The organism is Telluribacter humicola (genome assembly GCF_017355935.1).
Lineage (GTDB): Bacteria > Bacteroidota > Bacteroidia > Cytophagales > Spirosomataceae > Telluribacter > Telluribacter humicola.
Genome location: NZ_JAFIQT010000001.1, coordinates 1,565,565 through 1,580,118 on the forward strand (window position 1 = coordinate 1,565,565; position 14,554 = coordinate 1,580,118).

A 14,554-nucleotide genomic window follows, 5' to 3' on the forward strand; every position below is an offset into this window, starting at 1 on the left:
TAAACCGCCCATCCGTTTGGGACGGGCGGTCAAATAGGTTGTAATAACGGGGAATAAGGCTGATTAGTTAGAACAAGGCAGGTTCCAGATCGGCCAGTAATACGCTTCCATTAAATGAGAAGTAGCAGTAACAGGATGATTATCAGGATGACAATCAACTTCTGGATTCAGGAAAGAATAAAGGCATTTTACGAGTCTACACTACCACTCCAATCCCGAACAGTACCACGAACAGGAGCGTCGACAGAGCCATCTGCTTGAGGTAAGGGTCCAGCTCGCTGGCACGGCGCAGGCGCGATACGGCCAGACCATTGCGGATAAAGAGCGGAAAGCTAAGCAGGAACAGGAGCTGGGTAAAATGAGTGTAGTTCAGGAGCGTGTAAAGCAGTATGCATCCCATACCCAGCGTGAGGATAGCCCAGTGGTAGCGCACGGCGCGTTCGCGGCCCAGACGTACAGGAATGGAATTTTTGCCCGTAGCCCGATCTGACTCAATGTCACGGATGTTGTTGATGTTCAGTACCGCTACTGCGAACAGGCCACAACTGGTAGCGGGCAGGAACAGGTCCCAGTTCCAGACCAGCGTGTGCAGGTAGTAGCTACCCAGTACCCCCACCCAACCAAAGAAGATCAGTACTGACAGGTCACCCAGACCCACGTAGCCGTAGGGGCGCTTGCCGGCGGTGTAGGTAATGGCCGCCGCGATGCAGGCCAGTCCCATACCCAGAAACACCCAGAAGGTATTGGCAGGAGCCCCCTGCAGAGCGATGTACAGCAGGCTTAGCCCTGATAGCAGCGAGAGCAACGAAAACAGGATGATGGCCCTGAGCATGCTTTGAGCCGTAATATGTCCGGCATGTACCGCCCGACGAGGCCCTTCGCGCAGATCAGTATCCTTGCCATTGACGGCGTCGCCGTAGTCGTTGGCGAAGTTAGAAAGTACCTGTAGGAATATGGTAGTAAGGGCACTCAGCAGAGCCACCGGCCAGTTGAGTTGCCCGTGGGCCGCAGCCAGAAAACTGCCCATCAGGATGCACGAAAGTGCCAGGGGCAAAGTACGCGGGCGAGCCGCTTCGATCCAGGATTTCATTTGTAGAGGTGGTAGGCGTTATGCTTCAGGTAGTACTCCGAAACATAACGCTTTTGGGTAAAAGTATCTTACAGGCCAACGGCCTTCTTAAACTCCGGGTCATTGGGCTTGACAGCCGAGGCAAAGAAGTGGGTAAGTTGTCCTTTCTCGTCCACCACGTACTTACAGAAGTTCCAGGTGGGTGCTTTGTCGTTCCAGCCGTTCAGGGACTTGGTCGACAGCCACTTGTACAGTGGGTGCTGATCGCTGCCGGTCACGCTGATCTTGTCGAACAACTGGAAGGTAACGCCGTAGTTCTTCTGGCAGAAGGTAGCGATCTCCTGCTCACTGCCGGGCTCCTGGCCTCCGAAGTTGTTAGCCGGAAAACCCAGTACAACTATCTTATCACCATACTTCTCGTGGAAAGCCTGCCAGTCGGCGTACTGTGGGGTAAAGCCGCACTCGGAGGCTACATTCAGGAGGACTACTTTTTTGCCTTTGTATTTTTTGAAATCGATCTCATCATCGCCAATGAGCGATTTCATCTTGAAGTTATAGAGCGTCTGTGAAGCTTCCACGGTAGTTTCTGGTCTCACTTTTACTTCTTTTTTATTTGCAAATAGTCCTGTGATCAGGGAAAACAGCATAAGGATTGCCAATTTAATGAATTGCATAGGATAGAGAGGTTAGAGTGGTAACTTATTAGGTACTGGTACTATCTATACTGAAGCCTTTGTGCCAGAAGTGTAGACTTTATAAAGCTAATTACTTACACCTGCTCGCTAACAGCTCTTTACCTACATCTTTTCCGGTACATCTATGCCCAATAACGCCATGGCGTGACGGATTGTTTCAGCTACTGCAGCCGACAGGGCTACCCTTAGCTGTACCGCCTGGGAATCCGGGTCCGAGAAGATCGACAGCTCGGCATAGAACTGGTTATATACCTTGGCCAGTTCAAAGGCATAGAGTGATATAACAGATGGGGCAAACTCCTCACCGGCTGTCTTGACCCGCGACGGGTACTGCGCTAGGTAAAAGATAACCTCCTGCTCCGCCGGATGTACCGATGCATAGTCAGCCGGTACGCCGGCCTGTATACCTGCCTGCTCAGCCTTGCGCAGAATAGAGCGAACACGGGCGTAGGTATACTGGATAAAGGGTCCGGTATGTCCCTGGAAGTCAATGGATTCCTCAGGGTTGAAAAGCATCCGCTTCTTGGGGTCTACCTTGAGCAGGTAGTACTTCAGGGCACCCAGCGCCAGGGTATGGTACAGTTGCTTAGCCTCGTCGCTATTGAAGTCTTCAATCTTACCCAGATCGCGGGTACGACTTTCGGCGGTATCGTACATTTCCTGAATCAGGTCGTCGGCATCCACTACGGTACCTTCGCGTGATTTCATCTTACCGGTAGGCAGGTCCACCATGCCGTAGCTGAGGTGGAAGCAGCCGTCGGCGTAGCTACGGCCCAGGCGTTTCAGGATCGCAAACAGGACGTTGAAGTGGTAGTCCTGCTCGTTACCTACTACCCATATATAGCGGTCGCTGTGGAAGTCCTGGTACTTTAGCTCGGTAGTACCCAGGTCCTGCGTGATATACACCGAAGTACCATCACCGCGAAGTACCAGTTTCTGATCCAGGCCTTCTTCGGTCAGGTCTATCCACACCGACCCGTCCTCTTTCTGGTAGAATACTCCCTTTTGTAAGCCTTCTTCTATAATATCCTTACCCAGCAGGTAGGTATCTGACTCGTAGTAGGTCTTGTCGAAGCTAACGCCGATCTTGTTGTAGGTCTCGTTAAAGCCTTCGTACACCCAGCCGTTCATCTTCTGCCACAAGGTTACGGTTTCGGCATCGCCCTGTTCCCACTTGCGGAGCAGTTCGTGCGCTTCCAGTATCCAGGGGGCTTTCTTGGCGGCTTCCTCTTCGTTCATTCCCTGCGCTACCAGGTCTTTGATCTGGCGCTTGTATTCTTTATCAAATTCCACGTAGTACTTACCGGCCAGGTGGTCACCTTTCAGGTCGGAGGTCTCGGGCGTTTCGCCGTTGCCTAGCTCGCGGTAGGCCAGCATGGACTTACATATATGCACCCCCCGGTCATTGACGAGGCAGGTCTTTACTACCTCATAGCCATTGGCTGACAAGATACGCGCAACCGAACTACCCAGAAAGTTATTACGTAGGTGACCCAGGTGGAGCGGCTTATTGGTGTTGGGTGACGAAAACTCCACCATCACAGACTGGCCATTGGCCGGGAAGGAGCCGTGGTCAGGATTATTACTGATGCTGCTGAGCAGATCCAGCCAGGTAGAGTTTTTCAGACTGATGTTCAGGAAGCCCTGTACGACATTGAAGCCCTCCACTACCGATGAGTGCTCGGTCAGGTAGTTGCCTATGGTTTGTCCGATCTCGACGGGTGAGCGGCGGAGTGCCTTGGTCAGCGGAAACGTAACAAACGTGTAGAAACCTTCGAATTCTTTTTTGGTGGGCTGAAGTATAATATCCTCCACGGAGGTCTGAAAACATTCCTGAATAGCCTGACGGATGTCGTCTTTCAGCGTAGCTTCAATATTCATGATTTTTTAGTAAAATAATTGATATACAAAGAATCACATCCGGACAGACATGATTGGTCTGGTGTCGTCGTTATAGGTACAGTAGTAGCCAGGTCACAAAAGTAGGTTAAAAATAGCTCGGTGCCTTACCTTCGACTAACCTTATTGATGAATTTGGGTTAAGGTGTCAGTGAGTTTTTGTATATTTCGATAGAAGTGAGGTCTCTACTGTCTATTTTGCTAAGGCATCCCATGAATATGATAAATAAGTATACGATATGGCTTTGGTTTGTGCTGCCGGTATTTCTTGCATCGTATCAGGAATCTCAGGCTCAGCTTGAACAGGCTCAGCGTCTTGAAATACCTACCTCCGGCACCCTGGATGAGCAGCACGAGGTATTCTCTCTGGGTGAAGACGGAGCCCTGGTGGTGATCCGTCGAAACGAATTTTCGCATACCCGCAACGAGCAGTGGTTATTCTCCAAGTACGATACCGAACTGAAACCGGTCTGGTCGCGGGAGTACAGCCTGGATTATCGGTATGTACCGGTGATGGCGTATCAGAGCCAGTACTTTGCTTATTGGCTGTTCGGCGAGCCGGATACGGACCACTACCTGTTTATGAAGCTGGATCTTAACAGCGGCGACATAGACCTGCACCGGGGAACACTACTGGCCAATGTAGATGTACATCAGTTCAAAGTACTGGGAAGCAAGGCACTGGTGGCGGGGTACTACCGCAGCCGCCCGGTGGTACTGGTACACTCTTTCTTCGACAATACGACTCGTGTGCTGCCCGGCCTGTACGAGCGCAACATGGAGATCAATAACGTGGATGTCAACGAGCAGGATGGACTGATCAATGTCATTACCTACGCCTACCGTAAGCGCAACTGCCACTTTACCATCCATACCTATAACTACGACGGCAAGCTGCTGAAGAGTACTACCCTGAGCGATGAGCGCAATAGCCTGATTTCAGGTCAGATCGTCCCGCTCAATGAGGACAACTCCTACCTGATCGGTAACTACTCCGTAGGCTGTACGCCTTTCTCACAAGGACTCTATATTACCCATATTCGTGATAATGAGCCCGAGCAGCCGCAGTTTATTGAGTTTTCGGACCTGCAGAACTTCTTCAACTACATGAAGCCCAAGCGCCGCCAGCGTACGCTGGACCGCCTCGGTAAGCGCAAGTCCATGGGTAAGGAGAATCGGTTCAGGTACCGCCTGCTGGTACATAACCTGATCCAGACGGAGGACGAAATCGTGCTGGTGGCCGAGGTATACTACCCCAACTACAAGTCGTCCAGTCCCGTGATGAGCAGTGGCTTTAACCGGCAGTACTCGCAGAGTCTGGATGGCTTCCGCTATACCCATGCCATTGTGTGCGGGTTTGACCGGAACGGTCGCTACAAGTGGGACAACAGCTTTTCGATCAAAAATCTGATTAGCTACGAGCTGCAGGAGATGGTACAGCTGACGCGGGTGGATGACTACTTTGTGCTGGCTTATCCGCAGGATGGCAGTATCCATACCGAGGTAATCCGACGGGAAAAGGTGGTGGTAGAAAGTGAGAAGTTTGAACTGGAACCCAGCTCCGATACGGAGAAAGTACTTTACAATGATAACGCTAACCTGGCCGCCTGGTACGATAAGTACTTCATGGCCTATGGCATCCAGAAGCTGAGCAGCGAGCGGGCGACCACCGTGTCAGCTCCCCGTGAGGTATTCTATATCAATAAACTCGCTTATAAAACGGAGGATATCGGCAAAACCAAGACCACCGGAGAGGCGACTACCCGAAAAACTTCCGGATCAAAACGATAATCAGGTTCAGGAGCAGGCTGAGCAGCAGCATGGTCACAATCGGGAAGTAGAATCGGAACCCTTCCCGTTCTACCCGGATATCGCCCGGCAGACGGCCAAACCACTGGAGCTTGTCGGAGAAAAAGTAGAAGGCGGCTCCCACCACGACAATCACCAGACCGATTACTATCAGGTATTTTCCGAAGCTAGGCGACATAGTTTAGTTGAGGTCAGGCTGTATCTGCCGATATAACACCCGCAAGCGCTATCTGTTTCGGGAGGAGCCTGATTAGTGACAGCTTAGTCTACCATCCAGATACGGTCGGCCTCGAAGCCCTGCTCTTTCCACTCTACCTGCACGCGTTGCGTTTCCAGCGTATTGACCTTCATACCTACATAGTCGGGCTCAATGGGCAGATCGCGGTTATAGCGGCGATCGATCAGTACCAGCAGTTCTACCCGCTTGGGGCGACCAAAGGCCGTCATAGCGTCCATAGCGGCCCGTACCATCCGGCCCGTAGCCACTACGTCGTCGATCAGGATCACATTTTTATTTTCAAGCAGGAAAGGGACCTGGGTCTTGTTAGGGACCAGGGGGGAATCGCGGCGACGGAAGTCATCGCGGTAGAAAGTAGCATCCAGGTACCCCAGCGGAATCGTGCGGCCGAGCTGCTTGCTGAGTTCGTTGACGATGCGTTCTGCAAAATATATTCCGCGTGGCTGCAGGCCCATCACCACCGAATCTGCAAAATCCTGGTGGTTTTCGATGAGTTGCTGACACAACCGGCTGGTCATGATCTCCAGAAGAGGGCTACTTAGTATAAGTCGTTTTTGGGTCATTGGTATTATTCCCGAAATTTGCGGCTTAAATTAAGACCACATTCACTAATTACATAACTTTTTATGAAATACCTTATAGCCGGGCTGGGTAACATAGGACCCGAATATGCCTTTACCCGTCATAATGTCGGATTCATGGTACTTGACCGTCTGGCTGCCCAGCACGATTTCCGGTTTTCGTTCGAGCGCCTGGCCTACGTAGCCGAATGGAAGCACAAGGGGAGGCATCTCCACTTCATCAAGCCTACTACCTATATGAACCTGAGCGGGAAAGCTATCCGCTACTACATGGATGCCTACAAAATACCGGTCGAAAACATACTGGTCATTGTGGATGAGCTACAGCTGGACTATGGTACCCTGCGGGTTAAGCCCAAAGGATCACACGGTGGGCACAATGGACTTAAAAATATTGAGGAGCTGTTAGGTACCAGTAACTACCCCCGGTTACGATTTGGCATTGGCAATGATTTTCCGAGGGGAAGACAAGTAGACTACGTACTTAATCCCTTTTCAGATAAGGAGATGGAAGAACTCCCCATATTTCTGGACCGGGCGGGCGACATAGTTACCTCTTTTTGTACGGCGGGCATTCAGCAAACTATGAATAATTTTAATCAATGATTGTAGTTTTTAAAGAATTTTCAGGCGTAGCAGGGAGTTGATTCGCATTTGTCGTCAATAAAAAGTTACATACTGTCTTACTGAAAATTTGGTGGAGCCCAAGTAGTCGTATGGCTTTGAGGTATAGAATGTTAATAGTTTAAAATAATATTTGTCTATACTGCTTGCTAAGTGGTATATGGCTTGAACTTTAGATAGATTGAACGCAGGAATAGATTCAAAAATTAAATTGAACAATACCTAGAAAAATCAAAAAAAGCCATTATCTTTGTATTCATATTCGTAGAAGCACGAAGGGAGCTAACCAACGAACGATACTCCGCTGGTTTTATGAATATTAGAAGGTATAAAAGCCTACAGATTGGTGAACCGAAGACCAAAGGTGTTTGTTAGCCAAGTCAACAAGGAGCAAAGCTCTTTTGGTAGGTAGGACTGGAAAGTAGAGAGGTAGCAGATACCTATATTAGTAGCTTCCGGTCTTGTGAGTGTGCCAGAGTTATGGAGTCTCACCCAAAAGCTAACTCAATCCGGTCTGACCGGAACAATGACTTATAAAGTCTGACACCAGTTGTCTCCGTTATATCCGATTAATCGGGAACAAGTTCGGAGAGAATTTTGTAGAAGAGTTAGAGTTTTTTATAGTAGAAAAAGGTTAAGGGTTTAGGAATAGTCAGTATAGAGCCACCTCCCAGATGAGGTGGCTCTATCTTTTTATGGGCGTAGCCCACACCTCCACACGTCGGTTGACTTGCCGGGCGGGCTCTGAGTTATTATGGGCCGCCGGACGGGTAGGACCGTAGCCTTTGCCATCAATCCGGTTAGGATCTATGCCTTTCTCGATCAGGTAGTTCTTCACGATTAATACCCGCTGCCACGATAGCAACAGATTCTTATCAAAATCACCTATATTATCGGTATGGCCTTCCAGGTTGATCATTAGGTCGGGCCGCGTCTGCAGGAAGTTGGCTACCGAATCCAGGCGTACCTTGGCTTCACTGATCAGGCTGTCCTTGCTCTGCACAAAAGGAACAGTAGCGATGGGCTTGTCAAAGGTTTCGGGAGCCATATTGATAAGGCTCCTAACCACCTCGCCCTGCGCTTTGGGCTGTACCACAACGCTCTTAGGCTGATAGCCTGGCAGACTGGCGGTAATCCGGTACGTCTCGAGCGGTTTCAGCCTGAACCGGTACTGGCCGTTGACTGCCTTAGTACGCGCTACGATGGAGTCGCTGTTGGTACGGCGGACAATTACGTCTACATCCCCCAGAAAACCCAGATTGCGTACATCATATACTTTACCTGTTACACTTACCAGTCCGTCGGCAGCGTCCTCCATTTCCTCTTCGGCCGGGGCAGCAATAGCTGGCGCAGCCGGCCTGGGAGTGGCCGTAGGAGTGGCACTACGACTGGGAAGCTTCTGAGCCAGTTCTTTGAAGCTTTTGCGCACCAATACGGGAGTCATTACTTCATCATAAAGGCGGATCAGGGCTACCGAGCCCGCACTGGCTTCGTGATTAACGACCAGATCATCGTAGAAGAAATTAAGTACCTGGTCGGCATCCAGTATTCCCTCTTTATCTACATCCTTAAACTCCACCTTCGACTCCCCATCCACGTACATCCGGATCATTCCTGTTTCGGCATTGCGCGAGTATACATAATGGACGTAGTCGTTGGGACGGACAGCGGCTTTTTTGCCGGTGGCCAGGTTGAAGAAGTTGAGCTTGCCGTGGTGTATATAGCTGCCAAAATCTGTCTTTCGGTTTTTAAAGTCGAGTACCCGCTTCCAGCTATCCAGCTCGGTAAGTTTGAAGTATATCTCTACGGTAAACGACCGGTTCAGAAAACCATTGGCGGCTTTATTGTCGAACTGAAGCCCGTTATTTGCCTCAAATTTGTATACGGTACGCTGGGTAGTGCTGCCCAGTTCGGGAAGTTTTTCTTCGATGAACTTTCCTTTCTCGCCCAGTGGTCGCAGGGGAGGAGCGGACCCTTCAACGCTTTCAAATCCGTTGCTGAAGTCGTATGTCCAGCTTCGTTGGGCTAAGGAAGAGAAAAAAGTAAATAAGAATGGTACTACTAAAAGAGTTCTGAACAAGGCTTTTTCACGATTCATGCTCTAAAAATAAAAAAGAAGGTTGGGTAGGGAAAGTGTTCCGTGTATTTTTGAAAAACAGATTACTTATCCTTGAAAAATAGTCTTATTGGTCTTCTTTTTGCGATGCTCTGGGCATCGGCTTCAGTGGCTACCAAATTTGGAGTATTGTCGGCTGAGCCACTGGTACTGGCTAATATTCGCTTCTTTATTGCGGGGACTCTCCTGCTGGGTTACAGCTACTTACTGCGTCCCGATCCTTCTTTCAGGTTGCCACAAGGTATGGAATGGCGTCATCTGGCTCTGTTTGGTTTCTTAAACACAACGCTCTATCTAGGTCTATACGTATACGCGATGCGCTATACAGCGGCCGGCATAGGTAGTCTGGCAGTATCTACCAATCCCCTGCTGATCATAGTTATGTCAGCCTGGTGGATGGGGCGTAAGCCTTCCGGGGCCGAGCTGCTGGGGGTACTTCTGGGTATGGCAGGGGTGGGGGTAGCTACCTATCCACTTCTGCTCAATAGCTATACTACTCTCGGAGGAATCATTTTGTTAATGATAAGTATGCTGGCGGTATCAGTGGCCAGTGTTTACTACGCTACTATCCAGTGGAAGCTGCCCAACCTGCTTATTAACGGCTGGCAGGTTACCATCGGGGGGATACTGCTGCTGCCCTTTACGGGTGCGATCAGTGATTTTTCGGCCATTCAGTGGGACGAGCGCTTCTGGTGGTCAGTACTGTGGCTTAGCCTGGTAGTGTCGGTGGGAGCGTTGCTATGCTGGTTTTACCTGTTGCGTATTGATACCGTACGGGCTTCTCTCTGGTTGTTTCTCTGCCCGCTGTTTGGATTCTTCTACGCCTGGTGGCTCATGGGAGAGCCTATTACGGTATATACCTATGTGGGTACGGCCCTGGTGATTGGAGGGCTATATATGGCACAGCGGAAAAGGATAAACAAAAGAGCCGGCTCGTAGTAGGGAGCCGACTCTTTATTTAGGAGTATCAGATAAACGTTTTTCCAGTATGATTTTTGGTTCCTGTCCGGGTGTGGCAACGATACCTACTACATCAAATCCGTAGCGTATGTTAAGGATCAGCATACTGCGCCAGCGGTTCATGGTCTGGGTACGGATGGTATGGTAGCCATTCTGCTGGCACCAGCTATGCTGCCGCTGCATGAGTTCTGAGGCTATGCCCTGCTTACGGTATTCGGATAGTACTCCGCCCAGCCAGCTATAAAAATGCCCGGTCTTGCGTCGGTACCCCATTTTGAAACCAATCAGCTGCTGACTATCGTATGCCAGCAGGGTATACAGGCCATTGGCCTGGGCGATCTCTTCGGCCAGTGCTTCGCGGGTATCCCCCGTAAAAAGCTGAAAATGCAGACGTAGAAGTTCACTCAGGACCCTTTCCGGGAGCGGACCTTCCTGCGCCTCGTAGCGAATCATGGGTTGCAAGCTTTTATTCGGTCTCTATTTCCCCTTTCAGGTACAGCCTTACCTGACCGCTGATACACACCCGGTCACCGTTGAGCTCACAGCGCAGATAACCGCCTCTCTTAGATACCTGGCGCGCTTCCAGGTGCGTTTTTTCCAGACGCTTAGCCCAGTAAGGTACCAGGGTAGTATGGGCCGAGCCCGTAACGGGATCTTCATCTATACCTGACTGGGGAGCAAAGAAACGGGATACGAAATCCACCTCGTCGCCGGGCGCCGTTACAATAATACCACGGGCCGGTATGGTTGATAGTATAATGATATCGGGGCGCAGTTCGCGAACCTCGGTTTCGTTATCAAGTACTACCAGGTAGTCTGACTTTCCTTTATATACTTCCAGCGGGGCCGTCGAGCTGATGCTTTCGCTCAGGGCCGGAGGAGATACCGCCACCTGAAACTGATCAACCGGGAAGTCCAGTGTCAGCCAGCCATCATTACGCAGTACCCGTAGCGGGCCACTCTGCGATTCAAAAATAATGTCTTTACCTTCATACCCCTGTACTTCAAAAATGACATGCGCCGTTGCCAGCGTAGCATGGCCGCATAGTTCCACTTCGGTAGTAGGTGTAAACCAGCGAATGTGAAAGCCATTTTCGGTTGGAACAAAAAAAGCTGTCTCTGCCAAATTATTCTCCGCGGCTATCTGCTGCATGAGTTCATCCGGTAGCCATTGCTCCAGGGGAACTACTGCGGCAGGATTGCCGGCATAGAGTTGATCCGTAAAAGCGTCTAACTGATATAATGAAAGTTTCATATACTGTATTTAGAGAGGCAGTTTTTGCACCAAGTTATTAAAAATATCCTCGTTAAAATGAGTGAGGGAAGGAATTTTTATATCGGCTATATCAAATTTGGGCTCATCGTATTCGTAAGGGGCTGGTACAGCTACTGTCAGCATGTCGGCGGCATGAGCTGAGCGCAGGCCATTTCCAGAATCTTCAAAAGCAATACTGTGGGTTCCTTTTACTTTAAGTTTTTCTATCGTACTTAAATAAACGTCAGGGTGGGGCTTACTGCGCGTCTCCAGTACGGCCGAATGCCACAGGGTAAAGTACTGAATCAGATCCAGCCGGCGTAGTACCGTTTCGATAATCTCCATGGGGGAAGCCGATGCCACCGCCAACGGAATAGTACGCTCATAGAAGAACCGTACCGTGTCGTGGGCTCCGGGCATTACCTGAGCCTCTGCGCCAATGCGTTCGTGCCCCAGCTCGATGATTTCCTGACCTACCTGCTCCTGGGTTTTGCCTTCCCAGGGAAAGCGTTCGTAAAAAAGTTTAACAAAATCGGCCGTTCCCAGACCGGTTCCTTCCTGACACATCTCTACGGTCAGGGATACACCTACGGTGTCAAATATCTCGATGGCTACTTCCTGCCAGATGGGCTCCGAGTCCACCAGCAGACCATCCATATCAAATATGGCTGCTTCTATCATTTAACGAAAACGGATTTCCAGTGAATAAATGTGGGGGTTGAGCTGCTGCATGACCGGATTACTGGACATAAACCGGCCGTCCCCCATAACTTTCTCGGCCAGCGTATCCTGCTCGGCCTCTTTATACTCATACACAAAAATGGCTCCCAGGTACGTCTTGCCTCCCTTTGAGTAAGTGAGTTTTCCTCCTTTCCAGTCGGATACAGTACCGCCGTAGTCCCAGCCGAAGCCGTATAGTTCGAAAGGCTTACCGTTGAGCTGTTCTGTTTCTTTAAGGCTAGCCCCAATCCGTACGCCGCCCTCTACCAGCCACTGTGAGTCCTGCGGGCGGACAGCCGGAATAATCCGTACCAGCTCCGGATAGGCCCAGTTCGTCGTATCCTTCCACAGGATCTGAGCTTCGTCGGATGTACCCTTGAATAGGGTAGTCCCGATCCGGTACTCTCCTTCACCGATGTAGATGGTATCACGCCGTACGTTCTCTGCGCCCAGATGTTCAATAAGGCCGACCTCAGTGGACTCAGGACGTACATTCCCTACCTTTTCGCCGGGGATGGCATAGAAATCGTTCGGCGAGTTCAGGATCTGGCTGGTATCAGTAGCCACGGTGGTAGTATCTTCCTGCGTATCGGACTCGCTGATACTATGGCACGATGCCAGACCGAGCAGCGCCACCAGCAGGGCCGCGCTGTACCAGGTGTACCGATAGATCATACCCTGGCTTCGCGGAAGGGTTTGACGTCTATTTTCTCCCACACCCGGCCCTGTACGTACGGGTCATTGTCGAGCCACTGGCGGAGGCTGGTCTCATTCTCAAAATCTACGACCATCATGGAGCCGATCATCTGATCGTCGGGGCTGAGTAGGGCGCCACCTATTACAAAGTGTCCATCGGCTTTGAGCTGACGCACCGTGTCGAGGTGCTGAGGACGAGCGTCGAGGCGGCGCTGAAGCGCCTGCTCGTCGGTATAATCGTACGCGTGAATAACGTATAGCATGCAAGAACTAAAGTATGAGTGAAGGAACAGGCCGTACTTTCTGACTAAGCTTTAACTGCAAATATACGCCATTCGTCCATCCAAAGCCCTCCTGCAGCTTGTATTCTCCGGGATGGGCTTCCAGATTGGTATCCGCTACGTTATATTTTTCGAGCATCTTGCGGGTGTATTTGAAGGTTTTCCTGTTCAGGGCCAGCCAGTGGTCACGAATACGCTCGGCGGTTCTGTACAGGTTGTAGTTTTTGAGTCCTTTATAGGCTGTATACTGCAGGGGCGCCCAGCCATTGGGCGAATCCCACTGCTGACCACTCTTGGAAAGGGTAGTCAACAAGCCTCCGGAGCGCAGAAAGTTGAACCGGAGGTAGGTGTCGACATAGTGAGCCTGCCGGTTGGTAGCCAGCCTGAAGAACAGCGGATACGTAGCTGCCAGCGTAAAAGAATCGGTAAAGTTTCTGGCCCGGAAATCGTAGTCCATAAAGAAGTTACGGGCCGGGTCCCAGAAGTACTTTTGAATAGCCTTCGCTCTGAGCTGGGCTTTATGTTTATACCGGATGTGCATCTCGTGCTGTCCTTTATATTCGTAGGCTTCCGCCAACTGGGACTCGAGGTTGTACATCAGGCAGTTCAGATCAACCGGAACAATATCAGTTGTATGAATAGAGGCAAAGTTGTTTTTGTCACGCAGCCAGCGACTACTGAAGTCCCAGCCCGACTCGGCGGCGGCCCGTATATGACGGTACAGGTCCGACTCATTGGCGTGGAACTGATGGTGAGCCAGTTCGGCCAGCTCTATGTCCTCAATATAAGCCTCGGGACGGGGAGTGGCCTTGTCGTCCCAGTAGCGGTTCAGACACAGGCCATCCGACAGGAATACTACCCGGCGGTGGCCGGTATAGGGAGTCCCCTTACGGTCGCTGCCACTCATCCAGTAGTCGTATTCGCGCTGTAGCCGGGGAAGGTAATGGATCAGTATTTCTTTTCCCTCGATATCACTGAGGAGCTTTACCATCAGAGCGAAGTAGGGGGGCTGTGAGCGGCTCAGGTAGTAGTTGCGATTGCCGTTGGGTACATGGCCGAACCGGTCGATCAGGTAGGCGAAGTTATCAACCATGTCGCAAAGCAGGTCTACCCGACCCGCGTCTTTCAGGCCCAGCATAGTAAAGTAGGAGTCCCAGTAGTAGATCTCCCGGAAGCGGCCACCAGGTACTACATATTGCCTGGGGAGTACCAGTAACGATCCACCCCGCTCCTGATCTTTGGGCTGGCGGGTCAGTATCTCCCACAACTCCTCGATATGGTCATCGATGGTCTGCTGAGGATCGGGTCGGTATTCTTTTTTAATCTCCTTAGGTACCTGAAAGTTGTCCCGCACAAACCGCTCCAGATCAAAGTCCGGGCGGTGCATCAGGTGGAAGTACCTTTCTATAATCAGGACGGGGTCACACAGGGGAATGCAATCGGCAAAAGTCTTCGAGTCAGGAAAGATGCGCTTCATCTGCACATCCTTGAAGAGCTTCCCATACAACTCATCGGGTGAAGTCTGAGTCTGTCCCAGTGATGTAGGTGTAGTAACTCGTCCGAACGGGTCCGAAGACTTAGTCTGTATTCTGCTCACTTTATGGTTTTTAT

At 50.7% G+C, this 14,554-nt stretch carries 15 protein-coding genes; 3 read left to right on the forward strand and 12 right to left on the reverse strand.

Going from position 1 to position 14,554, the window contains the following annotated elements:
• Positions 1–196: 196 nt before the first annotated feature.
• From JUB14_RS06755 to argS, 3 genes are all read right to left on the reverse strand, one after another.
• Complete coding sequence (locus JUB14_RS06755; RefSeq protein WP_207505106.1) at positions 197–1,090, reverse strand: 1,4-dihydroxy-2-naphthoate polyprenyltransferase; 894 nt, start codon at positions 1,088–1,090, stop codon at positions 197–199.
• Between the two features lie 68 nt (positions 1,091–1,158).
• Positions 1,159–1,743 carry a glutathione peroxidase gene (locus JUB14_RS06760; protein ID WP_207505107.1) on the reverse strand — a complete coding sequence of 195 codons (585 nt, stop codon included), beginning with the start codon at positions 1,741–1,743 and terminating at the stop codon, positions 1,159–1,161.
• Between the two features lie 123 nt (positions 1,744–1,866).
• A complete protein-coding gene (argS, locus tag JUB14_RS06765) occupies positions 1,867–3,645 on the reverse strand; it encodes an arginine--tRNA ligase (protein ID WP_207505108.1) in 1,779 nt (592 codons plus the stop codon).
• Between the two features lie 237 nt (positions 3,646–3,882).
• Here argS and JUB14_RS06770 point away from each other — a divergent pair, with 237 nt between their 5' ends.
• Positions 3,883–5,454, forward strand: coding sequence for a hypothetical protein (locus JUB14_RS06770; protein WP_229367568.1), 1,572 nt, complete (start codon positions 3,883–3,885; stop codon positions 5,452–5,454).
• Here the strand turns inward: JUB14_RS06770 and JUB14_RS06775 are convergent.
• Together JUB14_RS06775 and pyrR are read right to left on the reverse strand one after the other, a co-directional pair.
• Positions 5,423–5,650 carry a DUF2905 domain-containing protein gene (locus JUB14_RS06775; protein WP_207505109.1) on the reverse strand — a complete coding sequence of 76 codons (228 nt, stop codon included), beginning with the start codon at positions 5,648–5,650 and terminating at the stop codon, positions 5,423–5,425. The genes JUB14_RS06770 and JUB14_RS06775 overlap by 32 nt on opposite strands.
• A gap of 83 nt (positions 5,651–5,733) precedes the next feature.
• Positions 5,734–6,273, reverse strand: a complete 540-nt coding sequence (pyrR, locus tag JUB14_RS06780; RefSeq protein ID WP_207505110.1) for a bifunctional pyr operon transcriptional regulator/uracil phosphoribosyltransferase PyrR — start codon at positions 6,271–6,273, stop codon at positions 5,734–5,736.
• Between the two features lie 63 nt (positions 6,274–6,336).
• Between pyrR and pth the strand changes: the two genes are divergently transcribed.
• Complete coding sequence (gene pth / locus JUB14_RS06785; RefSeq protein ID WP_207505111.1) at positions 6,337–6,897, forward strand: aminoacyl-tRNA hydrolase; 561 nt, start codon at positions 6,337–6,339, stop codon at positions 6,895–6,897.
• 703 nt (positions 6,898–7,600) lie between these two features.
• Here pth and JUB14_RS06790 read toward each other — a convergent pair.
• Positions 7,601–9,013: an OmpA family protein gene (locus tag JUB14_RS06790; protein ID WP_207505112.1), complete on the reverse strand. Its 1,413-nt coding sequence runs from the start codon at positions 9,011–9,013 to the stop codon at positions 7,601–7,603.
• Positions 9,014–9,085: 72 nt separating this feature from the next.
• On the opposite strand from JUB14_RS06790, the gene JUB14_RS06795 reads away from it, so the two are divergent.
• Positions 9,086–9,970, forward strand: coding sequence for a DMT family transporter (locus JUB14_RS06795; protein WP_207505113.1), 885 nt, complete (start codon positions 9,086–9,088; stop codon positions 9,968–9,970).
• Between the two features lie 15 nt (positions 9,971–9,985).
• On the opposite strand, the gene JUB14_RS06800 is transcribed toward JUB14_RS06795, so the two are convergent.
• From JUB14_RS06800 to treF, 6 genes are read right to left on the reverse strand one after another with little or no spacing between them, the layout of a single operon-like run.
• Positions 9,986–10,444, reverse strand: coding sequence for a GNAT family N-acetyltransferase (locus tag JUB14_RS06800; RefSeq protein ID WP_207505114.1), 459 nt, complete (start codon positions 10,442–10,444; stop codon positions 9,986–9,988).
• Positions 10,445–10,457: 13 nt separating this feature from the next.
• A complete protein-coding gene (locus tag JUB14_RS06805; protein ID WP_207505115.1) occupies positions 10,458–11,246 on the reverse strand; it encodes a PhzF family protein in 789 nt (262 codons plus the stop codon).
• A gap of 9 nt (positions 11,247–11,255) precedes the next feature.
• Complete coding sequence (gene hxpB / locus JUB14_RS06810; RefSeq protein ID WP_207505116.1) at positions 11,256–11,927, reverse strand: hexitol phosphatase HxpB; 672 nt, start codon at positions 11,925–11,927, stop codon at positions 11,256–11,258.
• Positions 11,928–12,641 carry a hypothetical protein gene (locus JUB14_RS06815; RefSeq protein WP_207505117.1) on the reverse strand — a complete coding sequence of 238 codons (714 nt, stop codon included), beginning with the start codon at positions 12,639–12,641 and terminating at the stop codon, positions 11,928–11,930.
• The gene (locus tag JUB14_RS06820) at positions 12,638–12,925 is read right to left on the reverse strand and encodes a YciI family protein (protein WP_207505118.1); all 288 of its coding nucleotides are present in this window, start codon (positions 12,923–12,925) and stop codon (positions 12,638–12,640) included. Before JUB14_RS06820 ends, JUB14_RS06815 begins: the two co-directional genes overlap by 4 nt.
• A gap of 7 nt (positions 12,926–12,932) precedes the next feature.
• Positions 12,933–14,540, reverse strand: coding sequence for an alpha,alpha-trehalase TreF (treF, locus tag JUB14_RS06825; protein WP_310586114.1), 1,608 nt, complete (start codon positions 14,538–14,540; stop codon positions 12,933–12,935).
• Positions 14,541–14,554 lie beyond the last annotated feature (14 nt).

Bases quoted from the DNA above. Each gene is read 5' to 3' on its own strand.
- JUB14_RS06755 (WP_207505106.1), bottom strand. From the start codon at position 1,090: ATGAAATCCTGGATCGAAGCGGCTCGCCCGCGTACTTTGCCCCTGGCA.
- JUB14_RS06760 (WP_207505107.1), bottom strand. From the start codon at position 1,743: ATGCAATTCATTAAATTGGCAATCCTTATGCTGTTTTCCCTGATCACA.
- argS (WP_207505108.1), bottom strand. From the start codon at position 3,645: ATGAATATTGAAGCTACGCTGAAAGACGACATCCGTCAGGCTATTCAG.
- JUB14_RS06770 (WP_229367568.1), top strand. From the start codon at position 3,883: ATGATAAATAAGTATACGATATGGCTTTGGTTTGTGCTGCCGGTATTT.
- JUB14_RS06775 (WP_207505109.1), bottom strand. From the start codon at position 5,650: ATGTCGCCTAGCTTCGGAAAATACCTGATAGTAATCGGTCTGGTGATT.
- pyrR (WP_207505110.1), bottom strand. From the start codon at position 6,273: ATGACCCAAAAACGACTTATACTAAGTAGCCCTCTTCTGGAGATCATG.
- pth (WP_207505111.1), top strand. From the start codon at position 6,337: ATGAAATACCTTATAGCCGGGCTGGGTAACATAGGACCCGAATATGCC.
- JUB14_RS06790 (WP_207505112.1), bottom strand. From the start codon at position 9,013: ATGAATCGTGAAAAAGCCTTGTTCAGAACTCTTTTAGTAGTACCATTC.
- JUB14_RS06800 (WP_207505114.1), bottom strand. From the start codon at position 10,444: ATGATTCGCTACGAGGCGCAGGAAGGTCCGCTCCCGGAAAGGGTCCTG.
- JUB14_RS06805 (WP_207505115.1), bottom strand. From the start codon at position 11,246: ATGAAACTTTCATTATATCAGTTAGACGCTTTTACGGATCAACTCTAT.
- hxpB (WP_207505116.1), bottom strand. From the start codon at position 11,927: ATGATAGAAGCAGCCATATTTGATATGGATGGTCTGCTGGTGGACTCG.
- JUB14_RS06815 (WP_207505117.1), bottom strand. From the start codon at position 12,641: ATGATCTATCGGTACACCTGGTACAGCGCGGCCCTGCTGGTGGCGCTG.
- JUB14_RS06820 (WP_207505118.1), bottom strand. From the start codon at position 12,925: ATGCTATACGTTATTCACGCGTACGATTATACCGACGAGCAGGCGCTT.